This window comes from Nostocoides sp. F2B08 (assembly GCF_009184895.1).
GTDB lineage: Bacteria > Actinomycetota > Actinomycetes > Actinomycetales > Dermatophilaceae > F2B08.
In genome coordinates this window covers 23,081-37,597 of the sequence record NZ_WESE01000004.1, presented here as the reverse complement: position 1 = coordinate 37,597, position 14,517 = coordinate 23,081, and the positions used below count along the sequence as shown (strand labels likewise).

Sequence of the window (14,517 nt, the reverse complement as noted above, 5' to 3'; positions counted from 1 at the left end):
GCCGACCGCCGACCCGCGCGCGGCAGAGCCGGCCGCAGACCCGAGTGCCGCAGAGCCGGCCGCAGACCAGACCGCAGCATCCGCACGCGAGGCGAAAACCGCATACGCACCGACGGGAAGCGAGTGAGAGATGGCTCCTGACCAGGTCCAGGTCACCACGGTCGACGACGTCGTCGCGGACCTCGCCGAGGAGTGCGCCACCTCGGCCCGGTCGTACCTGACGACGGTCCGCGAGATGGCCTCCGGCGACAACGCCGCGGCGGCCATCCCGATGGGGCTGCTCGCCGTGTCCCAGGTCCTCGTCATGGGCGCCCGTCTCGGCGCGATCGAGGACGTCGTCCCGCGCGACCGCTTCGAGCACGACGCCGGTCCGGACGTCGACCTCGACCCCCTCCTCGTCGGTCTCCGGGAGCAGTTCGACGGTCTCGACGACTACACCGACCTCGTCGACCCGGTCACCTCGACCGACCTCGCGGCCGGGTCGCTGTGTGCCGACCTCGCCGAGATCGCCTCGTGCCTGCTGCACGGCCTGCAGCACCACGAGGCGGGTCGGGACAGTGAGGCGCTGTGGTGGTGGCAGTTCAGCTACCTCTCGCAGTGGGGGGTGCGCGCGTCGATGGCGCTGCGGGTCCTGCAGACCGTCCTCGGCCATGTCCGCCTCGACGCCGACGACGAGGTCGTCGCGGAGGCCGAGTTCGACGCCCTGCACACCTGAGCGGTCCGCGATACGACCGAGCCGCGGGCCGCGGCCCGCGCGGCATTAGCATCGACCGTCGAGACCGACCCACCGCCCACCTCGACCAGGAGCCCCTCGTGCCGATCGTCGTCCAGAAGTACGGCGGCTCGTCCCTGTCCGACGCCGAGAGCATCAAGCGCGTCGCGCGGCGGATCACCGAGACCCGGCGCGCCGGCAACGACGTCTGCGTCGTCGTCTCGGCGATGGGCGACACGACCGACGAGCTGCTCGACCTCGCCGAGGAGGTCAGCCCGCTGCCCCCACCTCGTGAGCTCGACATGCTGCTCACCGCAGGTGAGCGGATCTCGATGGCGCTCGTCGCGATGGCGATCCACGACCTGGGCTTCACTGCCCGCTCCTTCACCGGGTCGCAGGCCGGCGTGATCACCGACGAGGAGCACGGCAAGGCCAAGATCATCGACGTCACTCCCGGCCGCATCACCACGGCACTGGCCGACGGACACGTCGTCATCGTCGCCGGGTTCCAGGGCGTGAGCCAGACGACCAAGGAGATCACGACCCTCGGCCGTGGCGGCTCCGACACCACCGCGGTCGCGCTGGCAGCGGCTCTCGGGGCCGAGGTCTGCGAGATCTACTCCGACGTGGACGGGGTGTTCACCGCCGACCCGCGGATCGTGCCCAGGGCGAGCAAGCTGGACCGGATCTCCGCCGAGGAGATGCTCGAGCTGGCCGCCGCCGGGAGCAAGATCCTGCACCTGCGCTGCGTCGAGTACGCCCGTCGCTACGACCTGCCGATCCATGTCCGCTCGACGTTCACCGACAAGCCGGGGACGATCGTCGCGGACTACAGCGAAGGAGAGACCGTGGAAGCCCCGATCATCGCGGGCGTCGCGCACGACGCCTCGGAGGCCAAGCTCACCGTCGTCGGAGTCCCCGACCGCCCCGGGATGGCGGCGGCGATCTTCGAGGCGGTGGCCCGTGCGGGCCTCAACATCGACATGATCGTCCAGAACGTCTCGGCCGTGGAGACCGGCCGGACGGACATCTCGTTCACCCTGCCGCGCAGCGACGGACGGTCGGCTTTGCAGGCGCTCGAGGACATCCGCGGATCGGTCGGCTTCACCGGCCTGCAGTACGACGACCAGATCGGCAAGCTCTCGCTCGTGGGGGCGGGGATGCGCACCAACACCGGGGTCTCGGCGACCTTCTTCAAGGCTCTGGCCGATGCCGGGATCAACGTCGAGATGATTTCCACCTCCGAGATCCGCATCTCGGTGATCACCGGTGAGGAGCGCCTCGGCGAGGCCGCCCGCGCGGTTCACGAGGCGTTCGGTCTCGACGGCGAGAGCGAGGCGACCGTCTACGCCGGAACGGGGCGCTGAACCCACCTCCGTGAGAGGATGCGTATGCGGTTCGCACCGCATACCTGCACGTCACCGGGTCGCGGAGCCGCCGCGACCCACCTGTCGATCGAGGGAGCTGGAGCATGGCGACCCAAGGGGCCGCACCCGTCCTCGGTCTTGTGGGGGCGACCGGTGCGGTGGGGCGCGTGGTTCTGTCCTGTCTGCCGCTGTTCCGACACGACTGGTCCGAGGTCCGGCTGTGCGCGGAGGACTCCGACGTCGGCTCGACCCACGTCGTCGCCGGTGAGGTGCTGTCGGTCCAGCCGCTCTCGGAGGACTTCTTCGACGGCGTCGACGTGGCGCTCTTCGACCTGCCACCCTCCGTGACGCCGCGGTGGGTCGAGCACGCGGCGGACAGGGGGGTCATCGCGATCGACAACAGCATCGTCTACCGGGGTCGCGACGGTGTGCCCCTCGTCGTGGCCGAGGTCAACCCCGAGGAAGCCGCGCGGCGGCCGCACGGCATCATCGCGAACCCGGGTGCGACGGTGATGACGATGATCGACGCGCTCGGGGTCCTGCACCGCGGGTGGGGTCTGCAGCAGCTCGTCGTCACCTCGTTCCAGGCGGCCTCCGGACTCGGCCGACAGGGCATCTCACGGCTGCTCGACGAGGTCGACGTCGTCGCCGGAAAGCGCGACCTGGCCCAGCACCCCGGTGACATCCGTCGCCTGATCGAGCACGAGCTCGGTGACTCGTGCTTCCCCGCGCCGCTGGCGCTCAACGTCATTCCGTTCGTCGGGAGCTACTCCGGTGAGGGTTGGACGTCGGAGGAGGTCAAGATCCGGGAGGAGACGCGCAAGATCCTCGACATCCCCGACCTGAAGGTCATGGCCACGTGTGTGCGCGTGCCGGTGATCTCGTCGCACTCGATCTCGGTGCACGCGACGTTCTCCCGGCCGATCGACCTGGAACGAGCCCGTCGCACCCTGGTCGAGGCCCCCATGGTCGTCGTGCTCGACGACACCGAAGGGCAGGAGTTCCCCACCCCGGTCGACGTGGTCGGCGCCGACCCGCGTTTCATCGGGCGGCTCCGCCAGAGCCCCGACTTCCCACGGTCCCTCGACTTCTTCGTCAGCGGCGACAACCTGCGCAAGGGCGCCGGTCTGAACATGCTGCAGACCGCGGCGATCGTCGCGCGTGAGCTGACCGGCGTCTGACACACACTCCGCCGTCGAGCGCGCGAGAGCCATCCCCGACGGGCGGTGGGGTGACCGCGGGGATACCCGTCGTGCAGCCGGGCGAAGCGGGAGCTCAGCCCCCGTGCTTGGCCAGCCGCATCCAGGTGTCGACGACGGTGTCCGGGTTGAGCGAGATCGTCTCGATCCCCTCGTCGAGCAGCCACTCGGCGAGATCGGGATGGTCCGAGGGCCCCTGACCGCAGATGCCGACGTACTTGCCCCGCGCCCGGCAGGCCGAGATCGCCATCGACAGCAGCTTCTTGACGGCGGGGTCGCGCTCGTCGAACGCCGCTGCCACGAGGCCGGAGTCGCGGTCCAGGCCGAGGGTCAGCTGGGTCAGGTCGTTCGAGCCGATCGAGAAGCCGTCGAAGTGGTCGAGGAACGCGTCGGCGTTGACGGCGTTGGAGGGGAGCTCGCACATCATGATGACCTGGAGGTCGTTCTCACCCCGGCGCAGCCCGTGCTCGGCGAGCAGGTCGACGACCCCCTCGGCCTCGGCCACCGTCCGCACGAACGGGATCATGACCTTGACGTTGGTCAGGCCCATGTCGTCGCGGACGTGTTTGAGGGCCTCGGCCTCCATGGCGAAGCACTCCTCGAAGTCAGGGGACAGGTAGCGTGCCGCACCGCGGTACCCGAGCATCGGGTTCTCCTCGTGCGGCTCGTAGCGCCGCCCGCCGATGAGTCCGGCGTACTCGTTGGACTTGAAGTCCGACATCCGCACGATGACCGGCTCGGGGGTGAAGGCCGCTGCCAGCATGGCGATGCCCTCGCTCAGCCGGCGGACGAAGTAGTCCCGAGGGCTGTCGTATGCGGCGATGAGCTCCTCGATCTCGGCGCGGAGCTCCGGCTCCTGGTCGTCGAGCTCGAGCAGGGCCTTCGGGTGGATGCCGATCTGTCGGTTGATGATGAACTCGAGCCGGGCGAGGCCGATGCCGTGATTCGGCAGCCGGGAGAACTCGAAGGCCTGCTCAGGGGTCCCGACGTTCATCATGAGCTTGACCGGCAGCTCGGGCATCTCGTCCAGGGCTGTCTCGCTGACCTCGAACTCGCGCAGCCCGTCATACACGAAGCCGGTGTCGCCCTCGGCGCAGGAGACCGTGACCTCCCGACCGTCGTGCAGCTCGACCGTCGCCAGGCCGGTGCCGACCACCGCCGGGATGCCGAGCTCGCGGGCGATGATCGCCGCGTGGCAGGTGCGCCCACCGCGGTTGGTGACGATCGCACTGGCCCGCTTCATGATGGGCTCCCAGTCCGGGTCCGTCATGTCCGCCACGAGGACCTCCCCGGGCTGGAACTCATGCATCGCCGCGACATCGCGCAGCACGCGGACCGCACCGGCGCCGATCTTCTGCCCGATCGCACGGCCCTCGACGACGACCGGTCCGCGCTCCTGGATCCGGTAGCGCTGGAGCGTGCTCCCCGAGGCCCGTGACTTGACGGTCTCCGGACGTGCCTGCAGGACGTAGATCCGCCCGTCGACGCCGTCGCGGCCCCACTCGATGTCCATCGGGCGGCCGTAGTGCTCCTCGATCCGCAGCGCCGTGCGCGCCAGCTCGAGCACGTCGTCGTCGCTGAGGCTGAAACGCCGCCGCTCTGCGGGGTCGACAGGGACGAACTCGGTCGTGCGCCCCACCGTCGAGTCCTCGGTGTAGACCATCTTCGTGGCCTTGGCTCCGATCCCGCGCTTGAGGATCGCCGGACGGCCCTCGCGCAGGGCGGGCTTGTAGACGTAGAACTCGTCGGGGTTCACCGCGCCCTGGACCACGCCCTCGCCGAGGCCGTAGGCGCTGGTGATGAACACCGCGTCGGAGAAGCCGGACTCGGTGTCGATCGTGAACATCACTCCGGAGGCGCCGATGTCGGAGCGGACCATCCGCTGCACGCCGGCCGACAGCGCGACCTGCGCGTGGTCGAAGTCGCTGTGCACGCGATAGGCGATCGCCCGGTCGTTGTAGAGCGAGGCGAAGACGAGCTTGATCGCGTGGAGGATGTTGTCGATGCCGTGGACGTTGAGGAAGGTCTCCTGCTGTCCGGCGAACGAGGCGTCGGGCAGGTCCTCTGCGGTGGCGCTGGAGCGCACCGCCCAGCTCACCTCCTCGCCGTGTCCGCCGACGAGGTCGTCGTAGGCGGCTCGGATGTCGGCCTCGAGGTCTGCAGGGAAGGCCTGGGCCTCGACAGCGTCGCGGATCTCGGCGCCGACCTCGGCGAGCCGCCGCACGTCGTCGACGTCGAGGTCGTCCAAGAGAGCATTGATACGGTCGGCCAGGCCGGTCTCGCCGAGGAACCGGCGGTAGGCGTCGGCCGTCGTGGCGAACCCGTCGGGCACCGCCACCCCAGCGGCGGACAGGTGCTGCACCATCTCGCCGAGGGAGGCGTTCTTGCCTCCGACGGAGTCGACGTCGTGCAGCCCCAACTCATGGAACCAGCGGACGTTTGCGGTCATGGGGTGATCCTTTCGGCCGGGTGCCTGTCGCGACGGGTGCGTTCTGGCACGGGGAACGGCGGGGCTCAGCCGGGTCCGGTGAGCTGGGTGGTCTGGATGATGACGGCCGCCATCTCCTCGACCGACATCGCGGCCGAGGACAGGGACGGTATGCGGTGGGCGCGGTACATCTCCTCGGCCCGCCGGAGCTCGAAGGAGCACTGGTGGAGGGAGGCATATCGGGACCCCGGACGGCGCTCCTCACGCACCTGGCTCAGGCGGCGCGGCGTGGAGAGCAGGCCGAAGCACCGGTCGGCGTACTGCCGGATCGGGTTCGGGAGATGGGCCGAGAGGAAGTCCTCCTCGACGAGGGGGTAGTTCGCCACCTTGATGCCGTGCTGTAGTGCGAGATAGAGGGAGACCGGAGTCTTGCCGCAGCGCGAGGGGGCGATGAGGATGAGCTGGGCGTGGGCGAGGTTGCGAAGGCTCGCCCCGTCGTCGTGCTCGAGCGAGAACTCGACCGCCTTCATCCGCTTCTCGTAGGCGCGGATGTCGCCGAGCCCGTGCAGGGCGGGCACGTTGGGACTGGCGTTGACGTGCAGGACGCGCTCCACGACATCGAGGTGGGACCCGAAGAGGTCGATGAAGGCGCACTGCGTGGATCGCAGCGCCTCCCGCACCGACTCGTCGGCGACGCTGGAGAACGCGAGCGGGGTGACCTTGTCGGTCATCGCCGCGTCCATCCTGGCCACCGCCTCACGCGCGTTGTCGACGCTGGTGATGAAGGGGATCTTGGTGCGCTCGAACTCGACGTTGGGGAACTGGCTGAGGATGAGGTTGCCGAGTGTCTCGGCCGAGATGCCGGTGCCTCCCGCCAGGAAGAACACCGGCGTCGGCACGCCTCGGGCCGCGGCCCCCTGCGCCGAGTGGCCGCTCATACGGCGTCACCGTCCTCGTCGACCAGGACGACGACGAGGGTCCGCGGGCCGTGGACGCCCTCGACCCGCTCCAGCTCGATGTCGCTCGTGGCGCTCGGCCCGCTGATCCAGGTGAGCGGTCGTGCGTCGTCCTCGGGCCGGAGCCGCCGGACAGCCTCCGGGACGTCGTGGACGAGCTGGCCGGAGCGGACCAGGCACACGTGGATGTCGGGCACGAGGGTGATCGCCCGTCGTCCCTGGTCGGCGCGGTGGTCGAGCACGATCGTGCCGGTCGTCGCGATGCCTAGAGCCGCAGCCGTGACCACGGCGTCGACCCGGTCGAGCTCGGGCGCGGTGAGCCCACCGTCGTCGATGACGACCCGAGCCGCGGCCGTCGCCGCGGCCAGCCAGTCCTCGGGGAGACCTGCGGGTACGACGGCGGTGGCGGCCTCGTGCCGCTTCAGGGCCTCGATGATCGCCGTCGCGGACTCGCTCGTGGGCACCCGCACGACCTCGGCGCGGTAGTCGGCGACATTCTCGGCGAACGTCCCGACGGTGTCCGCCCGGGATGCGGCCACCTCGGGGACCGTGAGAGGTGCCCACGCGCCGGCGGTCGTCTCGACGTCCGCCGTCGCGGCGCGGACGCGGGCGAGGATCTCGTCGCGTGCAGTCACCGGCCCGACCCCTCACGTGTCCCGCCGCCGCGCTCCCTGGCCCACCACGTGCGGAACGACTCCGGCGGTGGGTTCGGCAGGTCCCGCGCGTTCGTCCAGGCCCCCAGGCCCGGGACCGAGCGGATGGTGCGGTCGCCGACGAGCCGCCCGGCGACCCCGGTCGCCCGCTGCGCCGCAGTGAGGCGCCGCGGGTCGGAGAAGAGCCACGTCGTCGCAGCCATGGCGACCGACTCAGCAGTCCGACCGCGGTCACCCGCCACTCGGGATCTCAGTTCGACGAGCAGCTCGGGGATGTCGATCCCGACCGGGCAGGCGTCGTAGCAGGCGCCGCACAGGCTCGAGGCCCAGGGCAGCGACCGGTCGATGTCCGACTCGGTGCCGCGCAGCTGCGGGTTGAGGACCGCTCCGATGGGTCCCGGATAGACCGAGCCGTATGCGTGCCCCCCGGTGCGCTCGTAGACGGGACAGACGTTGAGGCAGGCCGAGCACCGGATGCACCGGAGCGCCTGTCGTCCGAGGCGGTCGCCGAGGACGTGGGTGCGGCCGTTGTCGAGGAGGACGACGTGGACCTCCTGCGGCCCGTCGCCCTCGTGGACCCCACTCCAGATCGTCGTGTAGGGGTTCATTCGCTCACCGGTGCTCGACCGGGGGAGCAGCTGGAGGAGCGCGCCGAGGTCGTCCCAGCTCGGCAGCACCTTCTCGATGCCGACGACGGAGATGAGCGTCTCGGGCAGGGTGAGGCACATCCGCCCGTTGCCCTCGCTCTCGACGACGACGAGGGAGCCGGTGTCGGCGATGGCGAAGTTGGCCCCGGACACGCCGACCCTGGCGCGAAGGAACTTCTCCCGCAGGTGCAGCCGGGCCGCCTCTGCGAGCCGGGAGGGCTCGTCGGTCAGATCCTTCGGCGCCGGTCGCCCGACCGCGGCCATCTCGCGCTGGAAGATGTCGCGGATCTCGCGGCGGTTGCGATGGATGGCGGGCACGAGGATGTGGCTCGGCCGGTCGTGGCCGAGCTGGACGATGAGCTCGGCGAGGTCGGTCTCCCAGGCGTTGACACCGGCGGCCTCGAGCGCCTCGTTGAGCTCGATCTCCTGGGTGACCATGGACTTGACCTTGACGACCTCCTCGGCCTCCTTGGCCCGGACGATGTCGAGGACGATCCGGTTGGCCTCGGCGGCGTCGCGGGCCCAGTGCACGGTGGCGCCACCGGCCGTGAGGCGCTCCTCGAGCCGGATGAGGTAGTCGGCGAGGTGGTCCAGCGCCTCGTCCTTGGCGGCCGCCCCAGCTCGCCGGAGCTCCTCCCAGTGCGGGAGCTCGGCGACGGCCCGGGACCGCTTGTCACGGATCGTGCGGGTCGCGTGGTGGAGGTTGCGCCGTTGCTGGGTGTCGTCCAGTGCCGCGCGAGCAGCCCGGTGGAACGTCGGCATTCCGACGAACGTGGGCGAGGTGTCCTGTGGTGGTCCCGGGACCGGTGGTCGGGAGGGCGTCGGTGTCGTGGTCACGCGGGGGTCCCCTCCGTCGCGGCCAGGATCTCGGCCAGGTGCATCGGACGGATCCCCGTGCGCCAGCGCCCGAGGATGCCGCCGATGTGAGCCAGGCAGGAGTTGTCTCCGGCGACCAGCACCTCGGCGCCCGTCCCGACGACGTGCCGGGCCTTGTCCGAGCCCATGGAGATGGAGATGTCGGCGTTCTTCAGCGCGAAGGTCCCCCCGAAGCCGCAGCACTCCTGTGCCTCGGGCAGCTCGACGAGGTCGATTCCGCGCACCGCCCGGAGCAGCCGCAACGGCCGGTCGTCCACCCGCAGCATCCGCAGCGAGTGGCAGGTCGGGTGATAGGTGACCCGGTGCGGGAACGAGGCCCCGACGTCCTCGACGCCGAGCACGTCCACGAGGAACTCGGACAGCTCGTACACCCGAGGTCCTAGCTCCGCGACGCGGTCGGCGAGGCTGTCGTCATCGGATTCCTCGGCGATCCGGCGGTGCTGGACCCGCACCGACCCGACGCACGATCCCGAGGGCGCGACGACCGCGTCGTAGCCTCCGAAGACGTCGACGAAGCGCCGGACGAGCGGCAGAGCCGACGAGCCGTAGCCGGAGTTCGTGAGCATCTGACCGCAGCAGGTCTGGTCCGCGGGGAAGTCGACGGACACGCCGAGGCGCTCGAGGAGATGGACGGTCGCCTTCGGGGTCTCGGGCCAGAGGGTGTCGTTGAAGCAGGTGGCGAACAGCGCGACGCGCTGGCCCGAGGTCCGGGGCTCGGATGGGACGACGTCGTCCCGTGGCTCGAGCATCCTGCCGACGCCTCCCAGGTGGTGTCGAGACTCGGCCGGGTCCGGCGCGGGTCGGTGGCGCTGTGTGGGGAGCCTAGCGAAAGAGCGGCGTGCGCGGCGGGTGAGCGGACCTCCCACCGGCCGCACCTCCGACGACAACGCACCTGCCGCATGCGACATGATGGAGGCGACCCGTGCATACCCGATGGATCCGACCTGTCCAGCCCGATCCACCTCAGTCCCGATCCGCCACTGTCCCGATCCAACTCTGTCCCGACCCACTCAGCGACGAAAGGTGTTCGACGACCATGACCGTGCGCACCGTGGCCCTGCTCACCGCCGGCGGCCTCGCCCCCTGCCTCTCCTCCGCCGTCGGGGGGCTCATCGAGAAGTACACCGCGCTCGACCCGAGCATCCGGATCATCGGCTACCTCGACGGCTACGCGGGCCTGCTGACCGGCCGTTCGGTCGAGGTCACGGCCGAGGTCCGCGAGAAGGCGCACCTGTTCCATCAGCGCGGCGGCTCGCCGATCGGCAACAGTCGCGTCAAGCTGACCAACGTCGAGGACTGTGTCCGGCGCGGCCTGGTCCGTGAGGGTCAGGACCCGCTGCACGTCGCGGCCGAGCAGCTGACCAAGGACGGCGTCGACGTGCTCCACACGATCGGCGGCGACGACACGAACACGACGGCCGCGGACCTGGCGGCGTACCTGCACGAGAACGACTACGAGCTGACCGTCGTCGGGCTCCCCAAGACGATCGACAACGACGTCGTCCCGATCCGCCAGAGCCTGGGGGCCTGGACCGCCGCCGAGCAGGGCGCGATCTTCGCGCGCAACATCATCGCCGAGCACTCGTCGAACCCGCGCATGCTCATCGTCCACGAGGTCATGGGCCGCAACTGCGGCTGGCTCACGGCGGAGACCGCCCGCCGCTACCACGCGTGGGTCGGCGAGCAGGAGTTCGTCGCCGGCTTCGGCAACGACCCGCGCTGCTGGGACGTCCATGCGGTGTACGTCCCCGAGCTGCACCCCGACCTGCACGCCGAGGCCGACCGCCTCAAGGCGGTCATGGACGAGATCGGCTGCGTCAACATCTTTCTCTCCGAAGGCGCGGGCGTCGACGAGATCGTCGAGGAGCTGCGCGCCAAGGGGGAGGAGGTGCCGGTCGACCCGTTCGGGCACGTCCAGATCGACAAGGTCAACCCCGGTGCCTGGTTCGCCAAGCAGTTCGCCGAGCTCGTCGGTGCCGAGAAGACGATGGTCCAGAAGTCCGGCTACTTCTCACGGTCGGCCGCCCCCAACGACGAGGATCTATCGCTCATCCGGCAGTGCACCGACCTCGCCGTCGACGCGGCCATGCGCGGTGAGTCCGGAGTCGTCGGCCACGACGAGGAGCGCGGCGACGAGCTGCGCGCCATCGAGTTCCCCCGGATCAAGGGGCACAAGAAGTTCGACGCCGAGGTCGGCTGGTTCCAGGACCTGCTGGGCGAGATCGGCCAGCGTTAGGCCGATGTCCGGCGCGTCGGCGAAGCGTGAGGACGCCGCGCTCGCGGCTCTCCTCTCCCGCGCCGAGCGGGTGCCACGCGGCCGGGTGGAGTCGTACGGACCGCATCCGGACCAGGTCATCGAGTGGTATGCGGCGACCACCTCGGGCGAGCGGGCGCCGGTTGTCGTCGTCCACGGCGGGTTCTTCCGTCCCACGATCGACCGCACCCACGCGCGGCCGATGGCGGCGGCGCTGGCCGAGCGGCTGAACGCGCCGGTCGTCCTCATGGAGTACCGGCGGGTGCCGGGACAGCCGGAGGCCGCGGTCGCCGACGTCGACGCGGTCTCCGACCTCATGGAGGCGCTGAGCGAGGAGCCGGCCGTGTGGGTCGGGCACTCTGCGGGCGGTGCGCTCGTTCTGCAGCGAGCGTTCGACCAGGTCCGCCCGGCGGTCCCCACTGTGGCGCTGGCGCCGGTGGCCGACCTGCGATCCGCCGTCGCTCAGCGATTGGGGGAGGGCGCCGTGGTCGAGTGGCTTGGGGACCGCACTGCGGCCAAACCCAGCCGGTACGCGCGGCTCGATCCGGTGAGACTGGCGAGCGACCTGCCGGAGCGCTGGGATCGGGTCGTGTGCGTCCACGGTTCTGACGACGGCGTCGTTCCGGTGGAACAGTCGGAGGCTGTCGGTGTCCCGGTGCGGCAGGTCCTCGGGGCTCACCACTATGACGTCATCGACCCCGAGTCGGCCGCCTGGTCCGAGGTCGTCGCGGCCATCGAGGGGGTCACCGCTCAGCCGTAGAGCGTGTCGCCTCGGGCATAGCGCTCGTCGATGGTGGCAAGCATCTCGGCGAGACCTGCCTGATCGAGCCGGTCGGCGCGGGTGAAGCGGATGCAGCTCTTGCCGCAGCTGACCGATCCGAGCCGGTCCGCATACAACTCTGCGACGTACTCACCGTCGATGACGGCGCATGCGTACAGCGACATGTGCCGCTTCTGGTTGGCGAGGCTCAGGATCGGCAGCTGCCGCGTCTCCTTCGCGCTGCGCGGCCGGTAGTCGATCAGTCCGTAGCCGATCATGTCGCCGGACATCGCCGGCCGCAGGTGCGGTGCGTGCTCGCGGATGAGTGCGTCGACGGCGCGCAGGTCGGGCTCGCGATCGCCGGTGGTTGCGAACCAGGCCTCGACCTCGGGGATGTGGGGCTGCGGCGCCGGACTCATGGATCTCAGCGTAGGTCGTCACTCCGACACTCGTCCGCACGTTCGCGCGGGAGGGGAGGTCGAACGAGGGGTGGGAATGCCACCGGGGCGCCCGATCGGTGATCGGACGCCCCGGTTGGTGAGCCGGTCAGGAAGGAAGGAGCTCCTGGATCGAAGCCAGGATCGCCGCCTGATCGGGGTCGTTCCGATCCAGCTGGTTCGACGCCGCGCGGAGCTGGGCGGTGGCCTGCTTGGCGTTGTTCGCCGTCTCGGCCTTCTCGAGAGCCCGGTTGACGTTCGCCGCCTTGTTGGCGGGAATGCCCCCGGCGCGCTCGAGCTGGTCCACCTGCGCGCGGACGAGGACGTGGCTCAGCTCCCACTCGTACGTGCGCATCGCCATCGCGTTGTGCTCAGCGAGCTGCACGGTGGTCGCCGCGGCGATCTCGTTCGCGGTCAGGTCAGCGGTCGGAGTGAGCCGCATGGTGTCGAGGCCGCGGACGATCTCGTTGCCGTAGACGGCGCCGTTGTACCAGTACACGGACCAGTAGCCGTCACCGGTCTCGCCGGGACCGCGGTCGAAGTAGCCGATCTCCTTGACGTTCGCCGGGTCGGTGAAGTCGAAGAGTGAGGCGCCTCCGGAGTACCACGCCTGGACGGCGATGTCCCGTCCGGGAACCGGCAGGATGTTGGCCTGGTGGGCGACACAGATCTCGTCGGCATCCTGCGCCGCCGGCAGCTTGTAGTAGCCCTGGAAGACGAGCTTCGGAGTGGCGCCGCTGCGGTCGATCGAGAAGAACGCGTTCGCGCCCCACTCCTTGCGGTGCTGCGGCATGCAGCGGGCGCCGCCGCCACCGCCCCACTCGTCGGTGAACATGACGGTCGTGCCGTCGTTGTTGAAGTTCGCCGAGTGCCAGTACGCGAAGTTCTCATCGGCCACCGCGTCGATCCGAACCGGGTCGGCCGGGTCCGAGATGTCGATGAGGATGCCGTTGCCCTGGCACGCGCCGGCGGCCAGGCCGATCTCCGGGTAGGCGGTGATGTCGTGGCAGGTGTTCGTGTTGGGCGTCGGGCTGTAGTTGCTCCCGGCCGGCGAGCAGGCGTTCGGCCTCGTCGGGTCGAAGGGGTTCGAGAAGTCCGTGCACGGGTGACCCGCACGTGTCGGACCGTTCTGCAGACCGTTGACCGCGCCGGTGCCCGGGTCGGCGAAGAGGCGGGCCTCCTTGACGACCGAGGCCGAGGCCGGGTCGCTGAGCGGCACCTTGATGACCTCGATCATCCACTGTGACGGGTTCTCTCCCGACGCGTCCAACTGCCCGCAGCGCCCGGACTGGAGGCCGTCCGGAGTGTGCACGGCTTCGCCGGCGGCGCGCTGACCCGAGGTGCCGCTGTTGTAGATGTAGACGTGGTCGGGGTCGTTCGGGTCCTCGACGAGTCGGTTCGTGTGCGACCCGCGGCAGGTCTGGATGACCGCGAGCTGCACGGGGTTGTCGAGGTCCGAGATGTCCCAGATCCGGACGCCACGGGCACGCTCCGGGTTGGGGACGCTCGACGGTCCCGCACCCTCGGTGCCGCAGTCGACCCGCGCGGTCGCAGCCTGGACCGAGGTGAACATGAGGTCGCCGTAGACGTTGACGTCACCCTGGCTGCCGGGACAGAGCACCGACGTCCTGACGAAGGGGTTCGCCGGATCGGACACGTCGATGACGTTGAACCCGCCGTAGCTGCCCTGGATGACATGGTCCCCGGTGAAGGCCATATCCGAGTTGATGTACGTGTCCGTGTCGAGCGGTGCGGTGTTGGGGAGGTTCGCGAGCAGGTCGGCACCCAGGGAGGCGGAGTCGTCACCTTCGAGGCTGTAGCGCGGGTCGTCGGTGCTCGGGAGGTTCGGGTCGGCGGTGGCACCCGCCGGGAGCACGGTCATGCCCAGCGCCGCAGCGGCGGCGAGGGCGAATGGAGCACGGAGTCTGCGGGCGAGCGCGCCGCGACTCCTCGAGGGAGCAGGCATGGGCAACGGCCTTTCGGTGCAGGACCGGTTCCGTGGCCATGGGGTGAGCCAGGATCCGGGCCGGATCTGATGAGTCCCGTGACGCCCGTCGGGTTCCCTGCCTAGGACGCCGCAGTGGTCACAATCTAGGGCCCGGTGTCGGCCCGGTAGGGGATTAGCGCCGCATCTCGTCGTCGACGAGTACTCCAGATCCACGATCCGATCGGGCCATCCCGCGCACTGCGGCCTTTCGCGACGTATCCTTCACCGTGTCCACCTCGTC

12 protein-coding genes are annotated in these 14,517 nt (G+C 70.0%); 5 read left to right on the top strand and 7 right to left on the bottom strand.

Annotation, left to right across the window (positions count from 1 at the left end; genetic code table 11):
• Positions 1-130: 130 nt before the first annotated feature.
• From GA707_RS10065 to GA707_RS10055, 3 genes are all read left to right on the top strand, one after another.
• On the top strand, positions 131-715 hold the full coding sequence (locus tag GA707_RS10065) for a DUF5063 domain-containing protein (RefSeq protein ID WP_152178323.1): 585 nt from the start codon (positions 131-133) through the stop codon (positions 713-715).
• Positions 716-813: 98 nt separating this feature from the next.
• Positions 814-2,079 (top strand): aspartate kinase, encoded by a 1,266-nt coding sequence (locus tag GA707_RS10060; protein WP_152178322.1) that lies wholly within the window; start codon positions 814-816, stop codon positions 2,077-2,079.
• Between the two features lie 104 nt (positions 2,080-2,183).
• Positions 2,184-3,260, top strand: coding sequence for an aspartate-semialdehyde dehydrogenase (locus GA707_RS10055; protein WP_152178321.1), 1,077 nt, complete (start codon positions 2,184-2,186; stop codon positions 3,258-3,260).
• Positions 3,261-3,354: 94 nt separating this feature from the next.
• Here the strand turns inward: GA707_RS10055 and ppsA are convergent, their stop codons facing one another.
• The 5 genes from ppsA to GA707_RS10030 form a co-directional block, all read right to left on the bottom strand.
• Complete coding sequence (gene ppsA / locus GA707_RS10050) at positions 3,355-5,727, bottom strand: phosphoenolpyruvate synthase (protein WP_152178320.1); 2,373 nt, start codon at positions 5,725-5,727, stop codon at positions 3,355-3,357.
• 65 nt (positions 5,728-5,792) lie between these two features.
• Entirely contained in the window at positions 5,793-6,644 is an 852-nt protein-coding gene (locus GA707_RS10045; protein ID WP_152178319.1) for a pyruvate, water dikinase regulatory protein, read from the bottom strand.
• The gene (locus GA707_RS10040) at positions 6,641-7,297 is read right to left on the bottom strand and encodes an LUD domain-containing protein (RefSeq protein ID WP_152178318.1); all 657 of its coding nucleotides are present in this window, start codon (positions 7,295-7,297) and stop codon (positions 6,641-6,643) included. The genes GA707_RS10045 and GA707_RS10040 overlap by 4 nt, the downstream gene beginning before the upstream one ends.
• Entirely contained in the window at positions 7,294-8,724 is a 1,431-nt protein-coding gene (locus GA707_RS10035) for a LutB/LldF family L-lactate oxidation iron-sulfur protein (protein WP_152178317.1), read from the bottom strand. The genes GA707_RS10040 and GA707_RS10035 overlap by 4 nt, the downstream gene beginning before the upstream one ends.
• A 71-nt stretch (positions 8,725-8,795) precedes the next feature.
• On the bottom strand, positions 8,796-9,587 hold the full coding sequence (locus tag GA707_RS10030; RefSeq protein WP_152178316.1) for a (Fe-S)-binding protein: 792 nt from the start codon (positions 9,585-9,587) through the stop codon (positions 8,796-8,798).
• 287 nt (positions 9,588-9,874) lie between these two features.
• Here GA707_RS10030 and GA707_RS10025 point away from each other — a divergent pair, with 287 nt between their 5' ends.
• A complete protein-coding gene (locus GA707_RS10025; protein ID WP_152178315.1) occupies positions 9,875-11,074 on the top strand; it encodes a pyrophosphate--fructose-6-phosphate 1-phosphotransferase in 1,200 nt (399 codons plus the stop codon).
• A gap of 4 nt (positions 11,075-11,078) precedes the next feature.
• Positions 11,079-11,852 (top strand): alpha/beta hydrolase, encoded by a 774-nt coding sequence (locus GA707_RS10020; protein WP_152178314.1) that lies wholly within the window; start codon positions 11,079-11,081, stop codon positions 11,850-11,852.
• Here GA707_RS10020 and GA707_RS10015 read toward each other — a convergent pair.
• Both GA707_RS10015 and GA707_RS10010 read right to left on the bottom strand, forming a co-directional pair.
• Entirely contained in the window at positions 11,843-12,271 is a 429-nt protein-coding gene (locus GA707_RS10015) for a DUF1801 domain-containing protein (protein WP_152178313.1), read from the bottom strand. The two genes, GA707_RS10020 and GA707_RS10015, sit on opposite strands and share 10 nt — an antisense overlap.
• A 127-nt stretch (positions 12,272-12,398) precedes the next feature.
• Positions 12,399-14,255 (bottom strand): LVIVD repeat-containing protein, encoded by a 1,857-nt coding sequence (locus GA707_RS10010; protein WP_152178312.1) that lies wholly within the window; start codon positions 14,253-14,255, stop codon positions 12,399-12,401.
• Between the last annotated feature and the right edge of the window lie 262 nt (positions 14,256-14,517).